The sequence below is a fragment of the Sphingopyxis sp. GC21 genome, assembly GCF_025727575.1.
GTDB classification, from domain to species: Bacteria; Pseudomonadota; Alphaproteobacteria; order Sphingomonadales; family Sphingomonadaceae; genus Sphingopyxis; species Sphingopyxis terrae_A.
On record NZ_CP095845.1, the window covers coordinates 3,602,282 to 3,616,734 of the forward strand.

Sequence of the window (14,453 nt, forward strand, 5' to 3'; positions counted from 1 at the left end):
CCGTGCCCTGACGGGCATGACAGCGGCCCATCACATGCGAAGCGTTGTGCATATGCACGCTCGCAGGCCTCGCTGCTCGCGCGACCCGAGCAGCGAGGCCATTTTTCCGTCGATTCTGGGCCTACGAGTTAGGCTCGCTCAGGCGTGGAACAGCCCGTCTTCGAAGCTGACCCATCTCGCGGTCTCGTCCCCCGCAGCAAGGCGTTGTCGATAATCGCGATAATGATGCGCGAATGAGTCTGCGCGGCGGATAGGGCGGGAGTTCCCGATATCGGCGAGCGCAGACTTGAGATATTCACTGGCATCGATCCAGTTGCGCAGCGCCAGCATCGTCTCGAAGAAGGGTTCCGGTCGCGCGCTGCGGAACGCCTCGACATGCGCCCACAGCATCAAGCGTGCGGTCGCGACGCGCAGCGCATGGTTTTCGGCTGCCGCGGGCGCGGCGCGCGACCAGGCGAGTTCGATGTCAGCATCGCCGATCTCGGGCATCGGGATCGAGAAGCGGCGGCACGCTGTTCGCTCATCGAACCCATGGTCACCCATTGCGGAGGGATCGATAGCCGTCTCCCCAAAACAGAGTTCTGCAAGAGCCGGCTCGACGAAGAAGCGCCGGCTGACCGCGTCCATCGCCAACGTCATGCGATCGGCCGTGGACGCGATCTGGACCGCGCCGGGCAACAGCGTCTTGTCGAGCAAGTGCGGCAATGGGATTTCCGATTTGCGCGCGTCGGACACGCAAATCGCGTTGATCCAGCGATGGCCATCATCCTGTTCGACCAACGTCAGGACCGCCGCCGCAACCGGCCGGCGTGCCAGCGCTGGATGCTCGTCCGGCAAGTCGTTCACCGGAATGCAGGCCAGACCGATCACCTGCAGGCATTTGGGAAGTTGATAATCGTTCACGATATTCTCCTTTCGGAGGATCAGGGATCCGAGACAGAACTCCTGCCTCTTTTCCTTTCACCCTGTTCCTCGCTTCCCGCGTCAGCGTCTCCATTGTTCAGCGGGCGCGCTGCCGCGTCTCGCTTTTCCATGCGGCGGACATACGAGGCCGTTCTGCGGCCGCGGCGCAGTGTGGTCGTCATTTTATGGGTGGCAGGTATTTCTGGCGGTCAGGCGATCAGCGGCCGCGGCCGCCGGGCTCTCGCCCGGCCCCCCCGCGAACGGGCGGATGAAGGCGCTTCGGCGGCTTCGATCGCTTCGCCTTTTGCTTCGCTGCTCGCGGCTTGATCCCGAAAGCTATGATAGCGCTGGCGGCCGCGATATCGCTGCTGGACCGCGCCGATGCCAGCGCGCGCTTCAACCGGTCCGCCTCTTTCGGCGGATCGAACCATACCGAACCGCGCTTGATCAGCAGCCACTCTTCGTCGAGCAACGGATCGCCCATATGCAGAAACCGGTCCGCTTCGTTTGCCCGCAGCGGCGCGGGTGGCAGCAAGCCTGCATCGATCATTCGATCATGCAGGATATCGCTCCGTGTCTCCTGCTGAACGAGCCAGGCGGCCCGGGTCCGGGCTTTTATGTCGGGCCGCGCCAGCCACGCGGCGCGAGACCCGAGGGCGTCGCGCAGCGTCTCCACGGTGTCCGGTGCTTCGGCATCCGAACGCCGGGCAAACAGAAAAGGGACAGGCGAACGCCGCCACAGGGCGGCCGGGTCGGTTTCCTGGTATGTGTCCATCAATTCGGCAGGCACCGGCGCAAGGTGCGTGGCAGGTTGATCAAGCCAAGATGCCCGCCGCTTATGCTCCATGTCCCAGGCCGTCGGCCGGCGCCCAAGATCGAAATCGGGCAGGTTCCCGGCCATCTGCGCTCGCTTATCGACAATCGCCGAAAGCAGGTCCTGTCCCGCCGCGCTCCTAATGTAAGGGGTATCGAACCACCCGCGGGGGTCGTCGCGCAGGTCGATCCGCAAAGCGCCGCGCCAGTGCGCGATCCGGACAGGATAGGTCTCGATGACCGATTGTAGCGTCTGGAGCTCGTTGATGGTCGGTTTGTCGGGAAACGGCCCATTGATTGGGGTGTGGGCAAGCCGCTGGTACAGATCTGCAAACTTTTCTCGCCCGTTGTTATGGATGGGGATATGGTCGTCAACGCGAACATCGCGCAGCGTCTTGGTGCGCTCCGTTGCGACCGGAACATTTTCGTCGGCGGGAATAGCGAGTTGGTGCGACCGCTCGGCACGCAGCGAGAGCCTTGCGGGCACCGGCTTTGGTTCGCGGCCGGGCCTGATGTTGCCCAGCCCAACCATGTCGAACCCGCGCGCGCCCAAGGATGCAAGAGTCGGCAAGGGCTGATCGAGCGCGCGAGGCGGCGACAACGCAAATTCTTGGTCAGCCTCCCGCTGGTGGTCTGATGCCATTTTGCGGGCCGCTTGGATGCGCAAATCGCGCAACTTGATCTGCCGTGCAATCTCGGGAGTATCGCGCCAGCGCCGCACCACCTTCTGCAGCCACGCGCTTTTGTCGACGAGATTATCATCATCTAGACCTGCCGGGCCGCGCTTGGTCAGCAAAGCGCAGACTTGGGCCAGTTCTCTTTGCTGGGTGTCGCGGATCGCCGGGAGGCGCTTTCGATAGGGCGCGGCATTCAGATCGACGCCGTGGATCAAATCCTGAGGATCGTCGGCCGGAAGGACCACGAGGTGTCCGTCGACGTCGCTGAGCAGGAGCGGCGTCTCGGCGATGCGCTGCATCACCGCATTGGGGTCGAGGATGGTTTGAGAGCGGGGCTCACGGGACAATATTGCGTTGATCACGCGAGTCGGCTCTGCATTCTGGACCGCAAGACTCAGGTCTCGCTCGAGGCGCTCGCGAAGATCGGCGGCGCTGCTTTCGAGAAACATCGCCTGGTCGCGGCGCTCGGCCATCGCGGTCTGTTCAACGACCAACTCCAGTTCTAGTTTATCGAGATAGGCTTCGGCCTCACTCCCCCGCCTGGTCCACGCGTGCGACAGATAGGTATCGTGTCCGTCCTTACGCGCCTTGTCCGCATAGCCCGGAGCAAATCTCGCAACGATACGCGGATGGCTGCGCGCCATAGCGCACAGCGTTTCGATCTCGGCGGCCTCAGCGCGCAGCCGGATCGCGGCATGCTCGCGATCGCGAAGGTCGAGCGCGAGCCGCGCAAGGCGATCACGCTCATCCGAATTGCAGACTTCGCGCACGCGCGCTTCGCGTAATTCGAAAGCCGTATCGGCATCCGCCAGATCCGCCTCGCGCTTCGCCACGTGCTGCGCAAGCACGCGCGACCAGCCGATCGCTGCATTGTCGAGCGACACATCCGGCGTATCTCCCGCGCGTTCGAGTACGGTGGCCTTGCCGCCGACCTTACGCATGGTTTGCGCGTCGAGCCCCATCTTCGCATAGGTTTCTGGCGAGAGCCGATAGTCAGCGTCAGTGGCCTTCAGTTCGACGTTGACGAGTCGCGCGATCTCGCAGCGGAACGGCTTCATGAAGCTGGTCGCGATTTGCGGCACGACGTGGGCGTCGAACGCCAGTTCACCGTCGCCATCGATGGACACCGCACGCTTACCGACCTGGAAGTGCAGGTGCCAGTTCGTCAGGTTATTGAGCGCGTCGGGTTCATGCCGCACGAACAGGGCGGGCACGACCCGATTTGCGTCAGCATCGCCGCTTTCGGATTTGGCGAGCGATTGCACCCAGGCGTTCGCACCGACGAGAATGCGTTCGTGCGCCGCGCCATCGAGATCGGCGGGCAGCTCCGCCTCGCCCGCAATGACCGCATAGCTGCCGCGACCTTCGCTGAGCTTCACCGGCGGATCCGCATCCGGCCAGCCGGGCAGCGCCGCGAGCCACTTCAGCGCGGCAGGCGCCTCCGGATCGATCCACGGCACACCAACCGACTGGCGCTTTTTGCCGAGCGCCTTGCCGCCATCCACCCGCCTCTGCTCGGCGTTGAGAATGTGACGCAGACCTTCGGGACAATCGGCGCGAAGCGCAGCGCCCGCCAGAAACGCAGGCGCGATTTCATATCTGATGTTGAGACGCGGCGGTCCGGCGGATTTATTCTTGCGCCGACCGAACTCATGCGCTTCGACCGCGTCCCACTGCCTGGCTCGCTTGACCGGATCCGGATCGAGCGTCGTGACGAGGACCTGGCGATCGTCATGGCCATGATCCTGCGTGTAGCGGTCGAACGTCGCAGCGGGCCGCTCCTCTGCCGCCATTTCCGGCTCCGCATTCGCATCGCCGATCTTACCGGTCGCATAATCATCGAAGGCGGCCGCCGCTCGCTCGCGGGTGACGTTGCGCGCCAGGTGGAAGCTGCGCTCCCCCGCCACGCTCGTCAGCCGCGATATGTCCGGCACGCTCGGAATGCCGAACCAGGCGCGCCGGGCAGGAGCCGCCTTCCCGCGCTCCCAGCGCTGCGCGGAATCGAGGCTCGCTCGGACCTTGCCGCGCAGGAGCCCCAACGGATCATCGAGTTCGGTCTCCGCCAGGTCGAGCGGCAAGTCGCGGATGATCCGCTTTGCTGCGCGCCTGCGAAAAGTTCCGATCGGATCCATGATCTCCAGTCCACGCTTTAAAAGACGGGCCGTGCCCGCCCTACCAGCCCGCGGCAGGCGCCCGCTCGGGAAGTCCCGAGCGAAACCGACCTTCCTAATCCGAAGGATATCATGTTGCTGCTAACTTCCACAATCGAAGAATGGGAGGTTAGCCTATTGCGCAAAACAAGTAAGCCCGCATCGAATATAGCTTACATCTTCAGGAATCCGAAAATCTCCTGCGCTGGAAACTCCATCGATAATGTAAAGGGATTTTCATTTCACCATACACGAAAATGGCGGATGTAAGGTGAAACGGACTTCGCCTTACACCGAGATATCGGTGACAAATAAACCACCCGTCTGCGATATTTCCACATGCGAAAGTAACGGTTATTGTGGAGATCGCTTTGACATTACCATAAATGGTAGCCCGCCCGATTCGTCAGGCCTCCGCGAGATTGTTTGCGAGGCCCGGTCTTCTCGGTGCGGGAGGACGATTTGGATTACCTTGACGACGCTCTTGATGCCATTGGTGATCTATTGTGCGAAGCGGCGTTCGCCGGTTTCGACGCCGCGGTGGATCAGCATCAAGCATCGCGAGCGACGGGCGCTGAACTGCGCAATGGCGCTGTTGCGCACGCGCTGCTCGGACCACGCTTAAACAGGCTATTACAAGGAATCATCGGTGAAGCGAGCCGCAAGACGGTCCCGCGTTTTAACGCCTACCGGCTCCATCCGCGGTATCGCCGTGAGGCGCTCGTGTTCGAACTCGAGGACGCTGAGAAAACTTTCCATGATGCGATCCTCAACTCGTCCGGCCTAGTCTGTCCGTCCCGCATCTTCAACATCGTGGTCGCTATTATCCGGATCCGCGCCGTCACAATAGCGCTTGGACCTGAATGCATTGTCGAACCAGCACCGCCGGGTCAGCAAAAGAAAAGCGCACCCTCGCTCCGCCGCCGCAAGATTACTGCGGCCGATATTCCAGACGAGATTGCTGAGATCCTCCTGAATTCGACGAACGGGCCAGAGCAGTGGGCCGCGGCGATCACCAATCTCGCGGCCATTCGCGGCACCGCTCTCGACGTCGGCGCGATTGCGACAAAGCTCTCGGCCCTCGCCGAACTCAAGGACGGACCTGAGATATTCAATCAAATCATCACGCGTCTTCTCTCAGCGGGTTACACACGCCAGACGAGCTCCCCCGCTGCCGATCCGGTCATGTTCTCGACTGGATTACAGCAGCTTCCCGAGCCGCCGCCTGCACCCGCATCTCCTACCGATCCGCCGCCCCTCGTCTCCTCGCGGCAAAAGCTCGTTACAACGACACCACACGCGGAAGAGGCAACACATAGTTCGCCGTCTCCGGAACGGGCGGGGAATGAATCCGCGGCGCCGGGTCGCGGAGCGGATCTCGCCGCGAGATTTGCCGGGCGAGCACGATCGCAGGGCGACGCCCGGCAACGTCTTGCCGAGGCGCACGCCAAGCACGGCAGGCCCAAATCATGACCGCACATTTCACGCGGGTAGCCGCACCCCTGCGGCCAGGCGACCAAACTATTCAACGCAGAAAGGAAGTGACCCATGGCGACCAAAGAACAGGTTGAGGAGCACCGGCGCAAGCGCCTCATGCTTTACGAGAAGGAGAAGGGCGGCGTCGGCAGCACCGGCACGCTGGCAACATTTGCACATTCGCTCATGCACCGCGGCATTCCCGTCATCTTCATCGAAGCGAGCCTGTCGCAGCGCGACATCGAACATGCCTATGGCAATCGACATCGCGTCGAGCCGATCGACCTGGGTGACGAATCCGATCAGGAGAAGCTCATCACGATCATCGATGACGCGCCCGATGACGCGTACATCCTCGTCAACGTTCCCGGCGGGCGATTTGAGGATCTTGATCGGGTCCACGAGTTTCTCCGCTTTGCGATTGAGGATGAAGAAGACCCGCTCGATATCCACGTCGATATCATCTGGACTATGGGCCTCGATCAGGCGTCACGCGCGACGCTCGATGCCATGCTCGCCGGTGACCCGCCAGGCCGCGTGCTGCTCAACCTCCCGGCCTGGCACGGGCCGCCCCAAAAGTTCGTGCTCGTTGACGCCGAGCTTCTCGCTGCAGTCGAAAAAACCGGGGGCGATGTCTTCTGCTGTCCGGCGTTGCCCGAGCACATCTACGACATGTTCCGCACCGGCAACATCGGACTCGATCAGATCGATGCGGGCCTATCGCGGGGAACCCGCGCGCGCTTTCGTATGTGGCAGCGCGATGTCGAAGACGCGCTGGGTGGGCTGTTCTGATGAGCAAGATCTCGAACGTCGCCGGGCTCTACCAAGCGATATACCACCGGGACCCGCCCCCGCAAACGCTGCTCCATCTGCAAACCATGGAAGCTATATTCGGGCTGCAGGACGACGAGCTTCTAACGCAAATTGTCGTATGCAATTTGGGTATCGCCGACCAGGTGGAAGCCGTGCTCAAGAAGCGCAGCGTCGAAGAGCAGGCGTTCATTGTGGAGCTTGCCGCGCACCGCGAAGAACTTGGGAACCTGCGGTATCAACTGCAGCGGCTCGTGGGCCAGGTGACTGCTGACGTCCGCCGCATTCCGCGACGTCCTGAATGGTCTGACCACACATCCTTTGGTGCAATCGAGGCCTTGGATCCGACCCGCATATTTCCTGTGCTCAGCTATCTTCGGCACGCCTTCAGCCGGTGCGACGGCGACGAGGCACGCGATGGGCTGATCTGGGCCGCTCGCTCGAGCCTTCTCCTCATCGTGCTGACCCTGATCTTCGGAATGGCAGTGTTCGTGGTGTGGAAGGCAATTCACGGGTGATCCGAGGCTCTGATCACTAACGGTCGTTCCATTGAAAATCTACAAAGGGAGAATCTATTGAATAACGAGTAAGATATTAGATTATGAAAGAAACAAGTATATAATTGAAGAAAGGATAGTAGCATGCCTAACTACGTTTATTGCGGCTTCCACGTTGAAGGCGATAAAAATGAAATTGAACGCTTTAAGCGGACGATGTTCAAGACAACAACGACTGATGGATCAAACTATATTGACGGACTTGATCGCCAGGAAACAATTTTGGATTTTGGCGCCATCTTGCCGATTCCCTCCGGCGAAGGTCAGGATTGGTGCGTTGAAAATTGGGGTACAAAATGGCCCGGATTCGATGTCGATTTCCGCGATTGTCAGGATGGGACGCTGCACTTCCAGTTCACCACTGCATGGGACTTTCCTACCGCCGCTTTCGATGCAATTGCCGCTGAATTCCCGAGCCTGGTGTTTGACGGTTCGGCCTATGAAGAGGATCACGCATTCGAACTGACGGGGCAATTTAACGGTGATAATTCTTGGGGACCCGGCGAGCTCGATTTCATCATCATTTAGGAGACATTTTGCTCTCGCATTCTTGGCACCTTCGCGGCCGCGAGCAATATAGGCCATTGTCGTACCAGCGACGCTGCAAAGCTTCGCAGGATCGGACCATTCAGAGAAAATGAGGTCGATCTTGCGCAACAGCTCATGGGCCGCGAGCCAGCCAAGGCAGCGCGCGTTTGCTTCCCGTTATGGGCGGAAAGGAAAAATGCACTGCAACCGTTTCTGAGCATACCGAGGCCTTGCCGCCTACTGGATTAGATCGGCTGTATTCGCATAGAGGACATTCGGCTCGATCGAGGATGTTCAAGAAATTGGTAAGCTAACCGCGCTAAATTCATTCGCATGAAATGGCTTTTTGTAATCGGGCTGGCGCTGTCGCCGATTTCCGTATCCGCGCAGGACATTAGTGGCTCGGGCCGGGCGATGGACGGCGACTCTCTCAGTATGGCGGGGATCGCCATCCGCTTGCACGGTGTGGACGCCCCTGAGCTTAACCAGACTTGCGCGCGCGAGGGACAGAGCTGGGCATGCGGCAAAGAATCGTCGGCAAAACTGGCGCAACTGGTCAGTGGTGCCGAATTGCGCTGTGAGCAGCGCGATGTTGATGACTATGCCCGGATCGTCGCCATCTGCACCGCGCGGCAAGTGGATTTGGGCCAAGCCATGGTCGAAGCAGGCCTTGCGGTCGCATTGCCACATTTCAGCGATCGTTATCTCAGCGCCGAGGCGCGCGCCAAGGCACTCAGACTAGGCATCTGGGCTTCCGAGTTCCAGCAGCCGGCGGACTATCGGGCCGCCAATCCCAGGGCACATCGGCCCAAGCCGCAGGCATCCGCCGTGCGCCGGCCTACTGCATCGTCGGCGCCGTCCGGCGTCTATTACCGCAATTGCAATGCGGCATGGGCAGCGGGTGCCGCGCCGTTATACCGCGGTCAGCCCGGATATCGACCAGAAATGGATGGCGACGGTGACGGGGTAGCTTGCGAGCCATTTCGGCGTCGCTGAGCATTTAGGCTGGGTTGAAAGGCCTTCAGGCAAAGTTTCTGGCGCGGTGTTGCGACATTGCGTAGGCCAAAGACATGACGATGATCGGCACGAGAATCGAAGAAACAGGGACGTTGCTCCGCGACGCGGGCGGTTTCTCGCTTCGCCGTGACCTTGGCGGTCGGTGGCGCCTCGACCTGCACCGCGTTCCGGTCGATCATATCGAAAAGCGTGTGCGCATTACCGGCATCGTGGTCGGTGAAGACCTGGTCGATGTCGACGGTGTGGCTCCCGAGAATATTGCGTCTTCGCCGCTGGCGGCCGGCGCGTAGCCCCACTGCGCCACCTGCACCGCTAGAACAAATATTTGAGCGCCTGCCACGCCCCGACGAGGAATGAGCTGCCCACCAACGCGGTCGCAATCCAGAATTCGATAGCGAGCGCCCGGTCGCGCCATTTGGGTCCGCGTTCTTGCATAGGCTCGGCATGACAGCGCGAAACATTGTAGGAAAGCGATTAATCCACGCCTGGTGGCGACAACATCCTACGGAATAGGCATCACCCCCGGAACTCACATTCAGGCGTGCGATACCGCCGACTCTGGCCGGTGCACGAACCGCTGCGCGGATTGGCGCTAGCCTCAATGTAAAGGGGCCGAGCGAGCGCCGCGCCTGATTGAACGTCGGCTGCCGCAGGCAGACCCTTTCGGCTCCTTTACCTGAGGAGTCGAACGATGAACGAGCTTATCCAGATTGGCCCGATCAGCCCGCTGCGCCAGCGGCTGATCGACGATATGACCATGCGGCGCTTCTCGAAGGAGACGCAGCGCAACTATCTGCGCGACGTCGGACGGTTCGCGACCTGGCTCGGGCGCTCGCCCCACACCGCGAGCGCCGAGGATGTCCGGCAGTTCCAGATCGAGCAGCAACAGGCGGGCGTCCCCGCACCAACGATGAACAGCATCGTCGGCGCGCTGAGGTTCTTCTTCACGCACACGCTCGACCGCCCCGACCTCGCGCGCAAGCTGGTCCGCACCAGGCAGGTACGCAAGATCCCGGTCGTCCTCACCATGGCCGAGGTGAAGCGCCTGCTCGATGCCACGCGCTCCTTGAAGCACCAGGCGGCGCTGTCGGTCGCTTACGGCGCGGGCTTGCGCGTCGCCGAGGTGTCGGCGCTAAAAGTCACCGATATCGACAGCAAGCGGATGCTGCTGCGGATCGAGCGCGGCAAAGGCGGCCGCTACCGCAACGCCATGCTGCCCGAAGGCCTGCTCCTGCTGCTGCGCGACTGGTGGCGCGCCGGACGGCAACAGGGCATCCTCCTTCCCGATGGCTGGCTCTTCCCCGGACAGAGCGCCGCAGCCCCGATCAGCACCCGCCAGCTCTACCGCGTCGTCGTCGAAGCCGCGGAGGCCGCCGATATCGACAAGCGCGTCGGACCGCATACGCTGCGCCACAGCTTCGCCACTCACCTGCTCGAGGACGGCGTCGATATCCGCGTCATCCAGGCGCTGCTCGGCCATGCCAAGCTAAACACCACCGCCTTCTACACCCAGGTTGCGACGAGGACCGTTCGCTCGATCGTCAGCCCGCTCGACAGGCTCGCGCTCGCATCGCCCAGCGAGGAAGCGCCCGACGGCTGAGGTCGATGCGCGCCTCACTCGAGGTCGCCGACATCTTCCGTGCCGCGGGGCCTGCCTATCGCATGGCCCATGCCGGGCATCTGAGCCTGCATCAGCTGGGGATCATGTCGGCGATCGAGCATTGTCGCACCGCCGCGCTCGGCGGCCACGTCGAGGCCTGTACCGACTGCGGCCACTGGCGGATCGCCTACAACAGTTGCCGCGACCGGCACTGCCCGCGGTGCCAGGGCGCCGCCGCGCGCACCTGGCTCGAGGCGCGCGAGGCCGATCTCCTCCCGGTCGGCTACTTCCACGTCGTCTTCACCCTTCCTGCCGAGGTCGCCGCGATCGCCTATTACAACAAGGCGCTCGTCTATGACCTGCTGTTCAGGGCCGCGGCCGATACGATGCTGACCATCGCCGCCGACCCGAAGCACCTCGGCGCCCGGATCGGCATCACCGCCGTCCTCCACACATGGGGCTCGGCGCTGACCCATCATCCCCATATCCACATGATCGTGCCCGGCGGCGGCCTATCGCGCGATGGAACACGCTGGATATCCGCGCGCCCCGCCTTCCTGCTGCCGGTCCGCGTTCTCGGCGCCCTCTTCCGCCGGCTTTTCCTCACCCGGCTACGTGCGCTGCACGATGCCGACAAGCTCGCATTCTTTGGAAGCCTCACGCATCTCGCCGAACGACGCGCGTTCCTGCGGCATCTGTCACCGGTCCGGAAGAAGCGCTGGGTCGTCTATGCCAAGCCTCCCTTTGCCGGCCCCGAAGCGGTCCTCGCCTATCTTTCGCGCTACACCCACCGGGTCGCCATATCGAACAGCCGCCTCCTTCGGTTCGACGAGGCCGGGGTCACCTTCCGCTACAAGGATTACCGCAAGTCTGGCGAAGGACGGCAGCAGGTCATGACGCTGGCCGCCGACGAGTTCATCCGCCGCTTTCTCCTCCACGCCCTGCCGCGCGGGTTCCACCGGATCCGTCACTATGGCCTGCTCGCAAGCGCCAGGCGCAAGGCTCATCTCGAACGCGCACGCCGCCTGCTCGATGTCGCACCTCCGCCGGTCGAGGAACCACCCGAAGAGCCCGACGTCCATCCCACCTGTCCGTGCTGCGGCGGCAGGATGATCATCATCGAAGTCTTCGAGCGCCGCTATCAGCCTCGCGCGCCGCCACCGTCCGTGGTCGCATCCGGGACACCTGCGCCGTGACCCGGCACGGCCTGGCACCGACACGATCCAGCGCACACCCGCGCCTGGAAGCGGCCCCCCTCGCGCCGGTGCTGCTCATAAGCGGACGTCGCCCGCCTGAAATCGGACGGTCGGACTTTCCGCGTCCGCTTTTACGATCCATATCCCGACGGTCCGCTATCGCGCACGTCCGCTTCTGGGCAACCCTCAGCAGCCCCACGACCCGCACCAAACAGCTTTCCCCATAGCTCAGCCCATGACCACCGCGGTTCGGGCACCGAAGACTTTCCGACGCCTGGCGGCGTCCGAAACTCTAAACGTTAGCGGTCGGGCAGCTTTCAAACGCAAATCGTGAGAAGCGGACATGCCGGTGATCCCAAGATTGCGGCCCGATGACGAATTGCGCACGTTCATCCACACCTATAACGTCGTGGATGCTTCTGCGCCTTCGGCATAAAGTCACATCGGTGTCATGGCGCTGCATTCTTGCTAAGCTCGGCGATCATCTACTATTCGGATTGGAAATTGCCCGCGCCTGAACCTAGGTCATTGGCGGCTATCGAGCAGGGCAGAAAAATTTGCAACAGCGACGCGATAGAAGCATTTGTTTATCTCGGGGGCAAGGTTGAGCACGAATTACTTCACCGACCGCGAATACGGTCAGCGGCTAGCGATATCCGAGACCATCGACGAGCGGGTGTGGGAGGCGCTTCAGGCTGCCATCGACATGCGGCTTGACGATGGGGCCTTCGGCTACCGATTCACGGCTCAGTGTCCCGATGGCGATGGGCCTTGCGGCTGCGATCGTCAGGCCTTTGCACGCTTCATCAAGGCCGAGGTGCCGTGGATCGACTGGCCTCTCCAACGCGGTGAGCTGCCCGACACGCCGGTTATCCTCGATCTGCTGGAATTCTGCGCCTCGGCAGTCGGCGAGCCGATCCTCGGCAGCTACCATTCTTATCACCATCATCATCACATGCAGTGGGACCGCGATGCGGGCCTGACGAAGTTCGTCGCTGAGGTGAATCTATTGTTTCGGCGGAACGGCATCGCTTTCAAGCTCGATGACACTGGCCATGCCCAACGGATCCTGCCGCTGCCGGTGGCGCAGACGCTGGGCTGGCATATGTTCAGTACCGGCGATGATGAGCTGGACCGCCTGTTGGAATATGCCCGCTCGCACTTCCTGTCGCCCAAGCTGGACGATCGGCGGGACGCTACCGAGAAGCTATGGGACGCGTTCGAGCGGATGAAGACGCTCGAACGCGGTGCGGACAAGAAGGCGCGGGCGGATGCGCTCCTCGACCGTGCTGGGGCTCCCGGTTCCACGATGCGCTCGGCTCTGAGCGAGGAGGCGAAGGCGCTCACCGACATCGGCAACAGCCTTCGCATCCGTCATTCCGAGATCGCGCAGGAGATGATCGAACGGTCCGAGCAGGTGGACTGGCTGTTCGTTCGGCTGTTCAGCTTCGTGCGGCTGCTCCTTCTAAGTTCCGGCCGAAGCGCTTGAGACGTTGGCGCGGCCCGGCCGGAGCGGCCATGTCCGACCTGCCAGTCCGACCTTCATGAACTTGGCAGGACACGCCCCGGACACATTATCTAGAAGCTTTATGGAATTGGAGGGCAGTGATCAATGCTGGTTCTAGTTGAGGACAACAGGGAAAAGAGCAAGGCGCAGAAGGCGATGGAGGCGTCGATTACCGGGCACCTCCAACGCGTTGGCAAGCGCAACATCGGCTTCCCGAGCGGGAATGTGGACGAGATCATGTACGCCAATGGCGACGGCTCCCTGTGGGCGGCGTTCTCGAACGCCTCCGATGCGAAGGTGCCGCGGCGGTGGAACGCCTTTGGCGTCTTCGACAGCAAGCGTTACGCGCAGATGATTTCCGTGGAGATCAACATTCCGACCACCTCGAACTCCGCGTCGGTCGCTGGCTTCTTCGCGCGCGATCCTTCGACGGGCGCCACCTATCTGATGCACGACGGAAGCGTTGGCGGCGGGAAGAAAGGGGTGGGAAGAGGGGCCTTCATAAGCTGGTCCGACCGGGAGCTCGTCGATGTGGAGCGAAGCGAGGGTGGACCGCGGCCAGGCATTGTCATCGGTCGCGTCGACGATTCCGATCTAGCCGGGCGTATCTGGAACTTCGTGCGCAACGTGCGTGACTTCAAGGACGCGGTAAAGCGCGGAGACCTCGACAGCGAAGCCGCACGCCGAAAGATCGCCGCGTGGAACGAGTTTAGAGAAGAGGCGTCGGGCCGTCGAAAGGGCCGTCGGCGCGCGGAGATCGACTACGTCTCCTACCATGGCGACGTCGTAAAGGCGCTTCGCGACGAGCGAGAGGCAAAGGTTTGCAAGGGAGAGCGGGTGGTCAATAGCCTGCTCGTCGACCTGATGGTGAAGACGGACGCAAAGATGACTGAGATCTACGAGGTGAAAACTGACTGCGGGCGGCAGTCCCTCTACACGGCGATCGGACAGCTGATGACCCACTCGGTCGGCACGGGCACCGGGATCGTCCGGACCTTGGTCGTGCCGGAGGGCGACCTGCCGGATGGGCTGGCGCTCTGCTTCGCGGAGCTGGGGATAACGTTGCGCCGCTTTCGACTGACGGCCGCGCCGAACAGGAAGGTAGTGCTGCTCTAGGGGCAAGAGGTGCAGCGAACCGGCGCCGCCTGAACAACCGTCGTTCGCAACACTCCGCTCCGACGTGGAAACCGGCGGTCATTCAAGTCACGAATTATGGCGC

Annotated in this window: 13 protein-coding genes; 10 read left to right on the forward strand and 3 right to left on the reverse strand. The window is 62.1% G+C overall.

The genetic code is table 11. The features are described from left to right. Window positions 1-138: 138 nt before the first annotated feature. Window positions 139-903: a hypothetical protein gene (locus tag MU856_RS17415; RefSeq protein WP_263588078.1), complete on the reverse strand. Its 765-nt coding sequence runs from the start codon at window positions 901-903 to the stop codon at window positions 139-141. 217 nt (window positions 904-1,120) lie between these two features. Beyond that, window positions 1,121-4,525, reverse strand: coding sequence for a hypothetical protein (locus MU856_RS17420; RefSeq protein WP_263588079.1), 3,405 nt, complete (start codon window positions 4,523-4,525; stop codon window positions 1,121-1,123). 480 nt (window positions 4,526-5,005) lie between these two features. Between MU856_RS17420 and MU856_RS17425 the strand changes: the two genes are divergently transcribed. The 6 genes from MU856_RS17425 to MU856_RS17450 all read left to right on the forward strand — a co-directional run bounded on the left by MU856_RS17425 (window position 5,006) and on the right by MU856_RS17450 (window position 9,221). Continuing rightward, a complete protein-coding gene (locus MU856_RS17425; RefSeq protein WP_263588080.1) occupies window positions 5,006-6,016 on the forward strand; it encodes a hypothetical protein in 1,011 nt (336 codons plus the stop codon). A 75-nt stretch (window positions 6,017-6,091) separates the two neighbouring features. Continuing rightward, window positions 6,092-6,811: a hypothetical protein gene (locus MU856_RS17430; RefSeq protein WP_234181448.1), complete on the forward strand. Its 720-nt coding sequence runs from the start codon at window positions 6,092-6,094 to the stop codon at window positions 6,809-6,811. Further along, window positions 6,811-7,347, forward strand: a complete 537-nt coding sequence (locus tag MU856_RS17435) for a hypothetical protein (protein WP_263588081.1) — start codon at window positions 6,811-6,813, stop codon at window positions 7,345-7,347. Before MU856_RS17430 ends, MU856_RS17435 begins: the two co-directional genes overlap by 1 nt. Window positions 7,348-7,470: 123 nt before the next feature. Continuing rightward, on the forward strand, window positions 7,471-7,914 hold the full coding sequence (locus tag MU856_RS17440; protein WP_263588082.1) for a hypothetical protein: 444 nt from the start codon (window positions 7,471-7,473) through the stop codon (window positions 7,912-7,914). A 333-nt stretch (window positions 7,915-8,247) separates the two neighbouring features. Next, window positions 8,248-8,910 (forward strand): thermonuclease family protein, encoded by a 663-nt coding sequence (locus MU856_RS17445; protein ID WP_263588083.1) that lies wholly within the window; start codon window positions 8,248-8,250, stop codon window positions 8,908-8,910. Window positions 8,911-8,990: 80 nt separating this feature from the next. Beyond that, window positions 8,991-9,221 (forward strand): DUF5818 domain-containing protein, encoded by a 231-nt coding sequence (locus tag MU856_RS17450; protein WP_412072800.1) that lies wholly within the window; start codon window positions 8,991-8,993, stop codon window positions 9,219-9,221. Between the two features lie 22 nt (window positions 9,222-9,243). On the opposite strand, the gene MU856_RS17455 is transcribed toward MU856_RS17450, so the two are convergent. Continuing rightward, window positions 9,244-9,366, reverse strand: coding sequence for a hypothetical protein (locus tag MU856_RS17455; RefSeq protein WP_263588085.1), 123 nt, complete (start codon window positions 9,364-9,366; stop codon window positions 9,244-9,246). Window positions 9,367-9,622: 256 nt separating this feature from the next. On the opposite strand from MU856_RS17455, the gene MU856_RS17460 reads away from it, so the two are divergent. From MU856_RS17460 to MU856_RS17475, 4 genes are all read left to right on the forward strand, one after another. Then, entirely contained in the window at window positions 9,623-10,531 is a 909-nt protein-coding gene (locus tag MU856_RS17460) for a site-specific integrase (RefSeq protein WP_263588086.1), read from the forward strand. 5 nt (window positions 10,532-10,536) lie between these two features. Further along, window positions 10,537-11,727 (forward strand): IS91 family transposase, encoded by a 1,191-nt coding sequence (locus MU856_RS17465; RefSeq protein WP_184101819.1) that lies wholly within the window; start codon window positions 10,537-10,539, stop codon window positions 11,725-11,727. A 604-nt stretch (window positions 11,728-12,331) separates the two neighbouring features. After that, entirely contained in the window at window positions 12,332-13,216 is an 885-nt protein-coding gene (locus tag MU856_RS17470) for a hypothetical protein (protein WP_263588087.1), read from the forward strand. Window positions 13,217-13,339: 123 nt separating this feature from the next. Continuing rightward, window positions 13,340-14,350, forward strand: a complete 1,011-nt coding sequence (locus MU856_RS17475) for a hypothetical protein (protein ID WP_263588088.1) — start codon at window positions 13,340-13,342, stop codon at window positions 14,348-14,350. Window positions 14,351-14,453 lie beyond the last annotated feature (103 nt).